A 6,770-nucleotide genomic window follows, 5' to 3' on the forward strand; every position below is an offset into this window, starting at 1 on the left:
CGCCCGCGCCGTCGCATATCGGGCCAGCCCTTCCGACGGACCGGACATGACCACGATCCACTTCACGAACGCCCGCCTGATCGACCCCGAGGCCGGGACCGATGCGTCCGGCAGCCTGACGGTGAAGGATGGCACGATCCTGGCCCGCGACGAGAAGGCCCCGAAAGGTGCGACGGTCTTCGACTGCGGTGGGAAATGCCTTGCCCCCGGGATCGTCGATCTCGGCGTCAAGATCGGCGAACCGGGTGAGCGGCACCGCGAAAGCTTTGGATCCGCCGGGGCGGCGGCGGCGGCCGGGGGCGTGACCACCATCATCGCCCGGCCCGACACCCACCCCGCCATCGACACGCCCGAGACGCTGGAGTTCGTCACCCGCCGCGCCGCCGAGGCCCCTGTCCGCATCCGCCACATGGCAGCCCTGACCAAGGGCCGCGACGGGCGCGAAATGACCGAGATCGGTTTCCTGCGCGATGCCGGCGCGATTGCCTTCTCGGACGTCTTCCGGGTGTCGACCGACGCCAAGGCCCTCGCCCGGGCGATGACCTATGCCCGGTCGCTTGGCGCCCTGGTCGTGGGCCATCCGCAGGACCCCGGGTTGTCCTCGGGCGCCTCGGCAACGAGCGGCAAGTTCGCCTCGCTGCGCGGGATTCCCGCCGTCTCGCCCATGGCCGAGCGGATGGGGCTGGAGCGCGACCTCGCGCTGGTCGAGATGACGGGCGTCCGTTACCACGCCGACCAGATCACCACGGCAAAAAGCCTGCCCGCGCTGGTCCGGGCCAGGGCGGCGGGGCTGGACGTGACGGCGGGGACCTCGATCCATCACCTGACGCTGAACGAATTCGACGTGGGCGATTACCGGACCTTCTTCAAGGTCACGCCGCCCTTGCGGTCGGAACAGGACCGGTTGGCCATCGTTGCTGCCGTGGCCGACGGGACGATCGACGTGATCTCCTCGATGCACACGCCCGCCGACGAGGAATCCAAGCGCCTGCCCTTCGAGGAAGCCGCCGCCGGAGCCGTCGCGCTGGAGACCTTCCTGCCCGCCGCGATGCGGCTCTATCACGCCGGGCACCTGGACCTGCCCGCCCTCTTTCGCGCGATGGCGCTGAACCCTGCCGACCGGCTGGGCCTGCCGCAGGGTCGCCTCACCTCCGGCGCACCGGCGGACCTGGTCCTCTTCGACCCCGACGCGCCCTTCCTGATGGACCGGTTCAAGCTGCGGTCCAAGTCGAAGAACACCCCGTTTGACGGCGCCCGGATGGAGGGTAAGGTGCTTGCCACCTGGGTCGGCGGGACGCAGGTCTTTGCGGCGGAAGACTGAGACATGCCAGAGATCGTGACCTCGCAGGGCCTTCTGCTGCTGACCGCCGTTCTGGGCTATCTTCTGGGCTCGATCCCCTTCGGCGTGCTGGTCACCCGGGCGATGGGCCTTGGCGACCTGCGGCAGATCGGGTCGGGCAACATCGGCGCGACCAACGTGCTGCGGACCGGGAACAAGGGGGCGGCGCTGGCGACGCTGCTCTTGGACGGGGGCAAGGGGGCGGTGGCCGTGCTGCTGGCCCGCTGGCTTCTGGCCGAGGATGCGGCGCAGATGGCGGGGCTGGCGGCCTTCCTGGGACACCTCTTCCCGGTCTGGCTGGGCTTCCGGGGGGGCAAGGGGGTGGCGACCTTCCTGGGGCTCCTCCTCGCGCTGAACTGGATCGTCGGCGCGGCGGTCTGTCTGACCTGGCTCGTCTCGGCGGTCCTGGGGCGGGTCTCCTCGATTGCGGCACTGGTGGCAGCGGCGACCTCGGCCCTTTGGATCCTGTTCCTGACCGACGGCAGCCTCTTGCTTCTTTGCTTCGTCCTCACGGTCCTGATCTATGTCCGGCACTGGGAGAACCTGAAGCGGATCAAGGCCGGGACCGAACCGAGGATCGGTCAGAAGAAGAAGGCCTGACTGTCCACGCAGGACAAGGCCTACGCATCCTGGAAAATCAAGGACTTGACCGTGGACGTTTACCGTCCGGCAACCAAGCCGCGCGGGTCAGCCGGCTGCGGCAGCCCGTTCCACCAGCCGCAGCACGACGCGGGTCGACAGGGCCATGTCCTGCACCGAAATCCATTCGCGCGGACCGTGCAGTTCCTGCATGCCGGTGAACACGTTCGGGCAAGGGACGCCCATCTCGGTCAGACGTGACCCGTCGGTTCCGCCACGGATCGGAACGGACACCGGCTCGATCCCCAGATCACGGCAGGCGCCTTGCGCAAGTTCGACGGGAGACATGTCCTTTTCCAGCCAGTAGCGCATGTTGCGGTATTGGGGCCGGATCTCGCAGGTGATCTTCGCGCGGGGCTCGGTGGCGGCCACGGCCTCGCAGACCTGGCGCAGGAGTGCCCCCTTGGCGGCAAGGCCGTCCAGTTCGAAGTCCCGCAGGATGAAGCGCAGCTCGCATTCGGCCGCCGTGCCGCGCATCTCGTAGACCATGAGGAACCCCTCACGGTCCGAGGTGGTCTCGGGCGTCATGCGGGCCTGCGGCAGGGTGGCGATGATCTTCGCGCCAAGGTGGAGCGCGTTGACCAGCTTGTCCTTGGCCGTGCCGGGGTGGACCGAGACGCCTTCGATCTTCACCAACGCTCCGTCGGCCGAGAAGCTTTCATACTCGATCTCGCCCGCCGCGCCGCCATCGAGCGTATAGGCGAAATCGGCCTTCAGGTCTTTCGCCAGGCGCGGATCGACGCCGCGCCCGATTTCCTCGTCAGGCGTAAAGGCGATGCGGATCGGCCCATGCGGGATGTCGGGATTGGCGATCAGGTGGCGGGCGGCGGTCATGATGACGGCGACGCCGGACTTGTCGTCGGCCCCAAGAAGCGTGGTGCCCGAGGCAGTGACGATGTCATGGCCAAGTCGCGTGCCGAGATAGGGCGAGACTTCGGGCGACAGTTCCAGGTCCGGGCCATCGGGAAAGCGGATCGGCCCGCCGTTGTAGCCGCGGATAACGCGCGGCTTCACGCCGGTCGCGTTGAAGGCCGGGGCGGTATCGACATGGGCGAGGAAGCCGATCGTGGGGCCTTCCGCCGTGGCGGGGACAGTCGCAAGAACGGTGCCGTAGTCGGTCAGCTGGACGTCCTGCGCGCCGATGGATTTCAGCTCCTCCACCAGCAGGTTCAGCATCCCAAACTGGACCTGCGTACTGGGCTGGCTCTTGCTGTCCTCGTCGCTCTGGCTGTCGATGGCGCAGTAGCGGATCAGACGCTCTTCCAACTCGGCATCGAAGTGGGTGCGCATGTGGGCTCCTTACAGGGAGGCTGCCTGGTAAAGCGGCGTGAGGTCGTGGTTCCACGGGCCGTTGTAGAGGTCGAGCCACTTGTCGGCCTGCACGCGGCCCGTCTTCAGGCTTTCGACGAGGGGGAGAAGCTGGACCTCTTCGCCAAGGCCCCGGGCGACCAGGCCCGCATGGGACAGGCCCACGGCAGCACGGGCGAGGTCGAGAAGCTTCACGCCCCCCGCTTCGCCCTGCAGGGCCGAAACCGAGGCCGCGACGCGCAGGCCCTGGCGGGTCTCGGCGTCGAGGCCCTTCACCAGGTCCCATGCGGCGTCGAGGGCAGTCTGGTCGTACATCAGGCCCACCCAGAAGGCCGGCAGCGCCGCGATATGGGCCTGATCGCCGCAATCCGCGCCGCGCATCTCGATGAACTTCTTCGCGCGCGCCTCGGGGAAGACGGTGGTCATGTGGTCGGCCCAGTCGGACAGTGTGGGCTTTTCCCCGGGCAGCGCCGGGAGCTGGCCCCTCAGGAAGTCGCGGAACGACTGGCCCAGGGCGTTGATGTATTTCCCGTCGCGGTAGACGAAGTACATGGGCACGTCCAGAACCCAGTCGACGTAGCGCTGGAAGCCCATCCCGTCTTCGAAGGCGAAGGGGAGCATGCCCGTCCGGCTGTCGTCGAGGCCGCGCCAGATGCGGCTGCGCCAGCTGCGGTGGCCGTTCGGTTTGCCCTCGAAGAACGGCGAGGAGGCGAAGAGCGCGGTGGCGACGGGTTGCAAGGCCAGCGCGACCCGCAGCTTCTTCACGAAGTCGGCTTCCGAGGCGTAGTCGAGGTTCACCTGCACGGTGCAGGTCCGGTACATCATCTGCGTGCCGTGGGTGCCGACGCGGCCCATGTAGTCGGTCATCAGCCGGTAGCGGCCCTTGGGCATCACCGGCATCTGTTCGTGCGTCCACTCCGGCGCGGCCCCGATCCCCATGAAGCGGACGCCCATCGGGTCGGCGATGGCGCGGACTTCGTCCAGGTGGTTCTGCAGCTCGGCCCCGACGTCGAGCGTCGAGGCGAGGGGGGCGCCGGACAGCTCGAACTGGCCGCCGGGTTCGAGGCTGATGTTGGCCCCGTTCCGGGTCAGGCCGATCACGTTCTCGCCCTCGCGGACCGGGGTCCAGCCGAAGCGGGCTTCCAGCGCGGCGAAGATGGCCGAGATGGAGCGGTCGCCCGCATAGGGGAGCGGCGCGCGGGTGTCGGTCAGCCAGCCGAACTTCTCATGCTCGGCCCCGATGCGCCACTGGTCGCGGGGTTTGCTCCCCGCCTCCATGTAGGCTGCGAGCTGGTCGAAGCTTTCGATGAGGCCGCCGCCGGACTGAGGGATTGACATGGGGACGGGCTCCGGGACTTCGCTGGCTTCGGCTTGGCTCCCCCGTGGGGAACCGGATGGCAAGAGGTGTCGCGGGCCGCTGGCCAAGTCAAGGGGGGTCGCGGGGGTGAGACGTCTGCCGTCCACGGTGGACAGATTTCAGGAGCAAGCAATTTCAAAGCCTTGCGACAACGCATTAAACTTCTGTTAGGAATTGAACAGAAAAGCTGTCGCCAGCGCAGGCCCTAGCGGACCACCACGCCCGCACCTTTCCGCGACCAGATCAGCCGGTCGACCTCGGCCAGGGCGATGACGCGGCTGTCGGAGGGGGTGCCGTCGCCGCCAAGCGCCGCCACGAGGGCGGCCATATCGATGCCGGGCAGCGTGGCGAAGGCGTCGAACAGGGTTTCAGCGCCGTCGGATTCCACGGGGATGTGGAGGAGCTGGCCATCGCCCTGCTTCAGCTTCCAGATGCGCCGGCCGCGAAGGGTCAGGAGGCGGATCTCGGCCAGGTCGGGCAGGCCGACGAAGCCGCCGACGCGGGGGCCGAAATAGGCGATCTGGGCTTCCGTGACGCGGACGATGCCGGGGGCCTCGCCATCCTGGAGGAAGCGGACCCGACGCCAGGCCGTCACCGCCCAACTGAGGCCGAGGGCCAGCAGGAGAAGGCCGAGAGGGGTCAGGAGATAGCCGCCGCGCGTGGCAGACCAGAGGCCGAGGGCCGCGACCGCCCCCCCGGCGATGGTTTCGCGCCAGCGGTGGAGCGTTTCGAGGAGTTCGGGGCGGATGAAGCTCACAGGGTGACCGGGTCGCAGAAGAGGACGAGGGAGAAGTGTGCCGCGGGCTGGAAGCCGATGGCAAGGTAGGCGCGGGTAGCGGCGGGGGTGGCGGCGAAGAGGACGGCGCGGGATGCTCCGCCGGCGCGGGCCTCGGCCAGGTGGAGGGCGACGGCGGTCCGAGCGTGGCCGCGGTTGCGGAGGGCGGGCGGGGTGTAGACGCCGCCGACCTGGACGATTTCCGGCAGGCGGACGTTGAAGCCGGTGAGGGCGACGGGCTGGCCGTGGTGGTGGAGGATGCGGTGGCTATCTTTCGCGAGGCAGCCGTCCACGTCCTCGGCGGCGTGGTCGTGGGCCTGGTCCGGGGGCATACCCTGCGTTTCGATGGTGGCGGCGGCGCGCCAGGCGATGAGGAGGTCCCGGTCGGCTGCGCGGGCGGGGATCAGGGTGGCGTCGGGGTGGGGTGGAAGCCGAAGTTGCGACAGGTCCAGCGCGAAGCCGGGTTCGTCCTCGTCGAGGCGGGCGGGGGTGGTGGACAGGCCCAGGGCGCCAAGGACGGGCCGGGTCGAGGCGGCGGGTCCGGCGGCGCCTTGGACGGTCTGGCCCTTGAGCGCAGCTGGCAGACCGGCGAGGTCGCAGCCGGTCGCAAGGAGAGAGAGAAGCATCCCGCCCCGGGTCAGGGCGACGACGCTGGTCCCGTCGATGATCCAGTACCGGGTGGCATGCGGGTGGTCGCTGGGAAAGCCACCTTGACCCAGACCATGCGCGCGGAGGTTCGAAAGGGGAAACATCGCCTGGTCGATCCCAGCGGTCAGGATGGAGTCCAGCGCGGCGCGGTGGTCTGGCCCGGCCTCGGCGATCATCGCCAGTCTCCGCAGGCGGCTTGCGAGAGGGTCAGGGCCGCGACGGCGGCAGTGTCGGCGTGCAGGATCTTGGGGCCAAGGCTGAGGGGGGTGACGTTGGGTTTCGTTTGGAGTTTGGCGGCCTCATCGGCGGAGAAGCTGCCCTCATGGCCGATCAGGATGGCGGCAGGTGCAGGTGGAAACGTCGCGGCCCCCCACCCCATCCCTCCCCCACGGCGGGGGGAGGGAGGCGCATTGACGCTGGCTGCGGCGCAACGGTCACGCGTGCGGGTATCTGGACCGTTATCGAGCGTCACCGCCAGTCTCCGCAGGCGGCTTGCCACAGCGTCAGGGCGGCGACGGCGGCGGTGTCGGCGTGGAGGATCCTTGGGCTGGGGCAGAGGGCGACGTGGTTCGCTTTGCCAAGGAGTGGCCTCGTCGGCGGAGAAGCTGCCCTCGGGGCTGACCAGGATGGCGGCGGAGGCGGGCGGAAGCGTCGCGGCCCCCCACCCCATCCCTCCCCCACGGCGGGGGGAGGGAGGCGCATTG

The 6,770-nt window shown here is 69.0% G+C and carries 7 protein-coding genes; 2 read left to right on the top strand and 5 right to left on the bottom strand.

Annotated features, from left to right (window positions below; all coding sequences use genetic code 11):
* Nucleotides 1–46: 46 nt before the first annotated feature.
* Both pyrC and plsY read left to right on the top strand, forming a co-directional pair.
* Nucleotides 47–1,321: a dihydroorotase gene (gene pyrC / locus ACE3Q6_RS20630; protein WP_374436597.1), complete on the top strand. Its 1,275-nt coding sequence runs from the start codon at nucleotides 47–49 to the stop codon at nucleotides 1,319–1,321.
* 3 nt (nucleotides 1,322–1,324) lie between these two features.
* Nucleotides 1,325–1,939 carry a glycerol-3-phosphate 1-O-acyltransferase PlsY gene (plsY, locus tag ACE3Q6_RS20635; RefSeq protein WP_374436599.1) on the top strand — a complete coding sequence of 205 codons (615 nt, stop codon included), beginning with the start codon at nucleotides 1,325–1,327 and terminating at the stop codon, nucleotides 1,937–1,939.
* Between the two features lie 87 nt (nucleotides 1,940–2,026).
* Here plsY and pepT read toward each other — a convergent pair whose 3' ends face one another.
* The 5 genes from pepT to ACE3Q6_RS20660 form a co-directional block, all read right to left on the bottom strand.
* Entirely contained in the window at nucleotides 2,027–3,268 is a 1,242-nt protein-coding gene (gene pepT, locus ACE3Q6_RS20640; protein ID WP_374436601.1) for a peptidase T, read from the bottom strand.
* A gap of 9 nt (nucleotides 3,269–3,277) precedes the next feature.
* Complete coding sequence (locus tag ACE3Q6_RS20645; protein ID WP_374436603.1) at nucleotides 3,278–4,624, bottom strand: glutamate--cysteine ligase; 1,347 nt, start codon at nucleotides 4,622–4,624, stop codon at nucleotides 3,278–3,280.
* A 224-nt stretch (nucleotides 4,625–4,848) separates the two neighbouring features.
* Entirely contained in the window at nucleotides 4,849–5,400 is a 552-nt protein-coding gene (locus ACE3Q6_RS20650) for a hypothetical protein (protein ID WP_374436606.1), read from the bottom strand.
* The gene (locus ACE3Q6_RS20655; RefSeq protein ID WP_374436607.1) at nucleotides 5,397–6,242 is read right to left on the bottom strand and encodes a GNAT family N-acetyltransferase; all 846 of its coding nucleotides are present in this window, start codon (nucleotides 6,240–6,242) and stop codon (nucleotides 5,397–5,399) included. The genes ACE3Q6_RS20650 and ACE3Q6_RS20655 overlap by 4 nt, the downstream gene beginning before the upstream one ends.
* Nucleotides 6,239–6,445 carry a 16S rRNA (uracil(1498)-N(3))-methyltransferase gene (locus ACE3Q6_RS20660; RefSeq protein ID WP_374436609.1) on the bottom strand — a complete coding sequence of 69 codons (207 nt, stop codon included), beginning with the start codon at nucleotides 6,443–6,445 and terminating at the stop codon, nucleotides 6,239–6,241. The genes ACE3Q6_RS20655 and ACE3Q6_RS20660 overlap by 4 nt, the downstream gene beginning before the upstream one ends.
* Between the last annotated feature and the right edge of the window lie 325 nt (nucleotides 6,446–6,770).

Origin of the sequence: Tabrizicola sp., from assembly GCF_041913445.1 — a bacterium.
In the GTDB taxonomy this organism is placed as follows: Bacteria; Pseudomonadota; Alphaproteobacteria; order Rhodobacterales; family Rhodobacteraceae; genus Tabrizicola.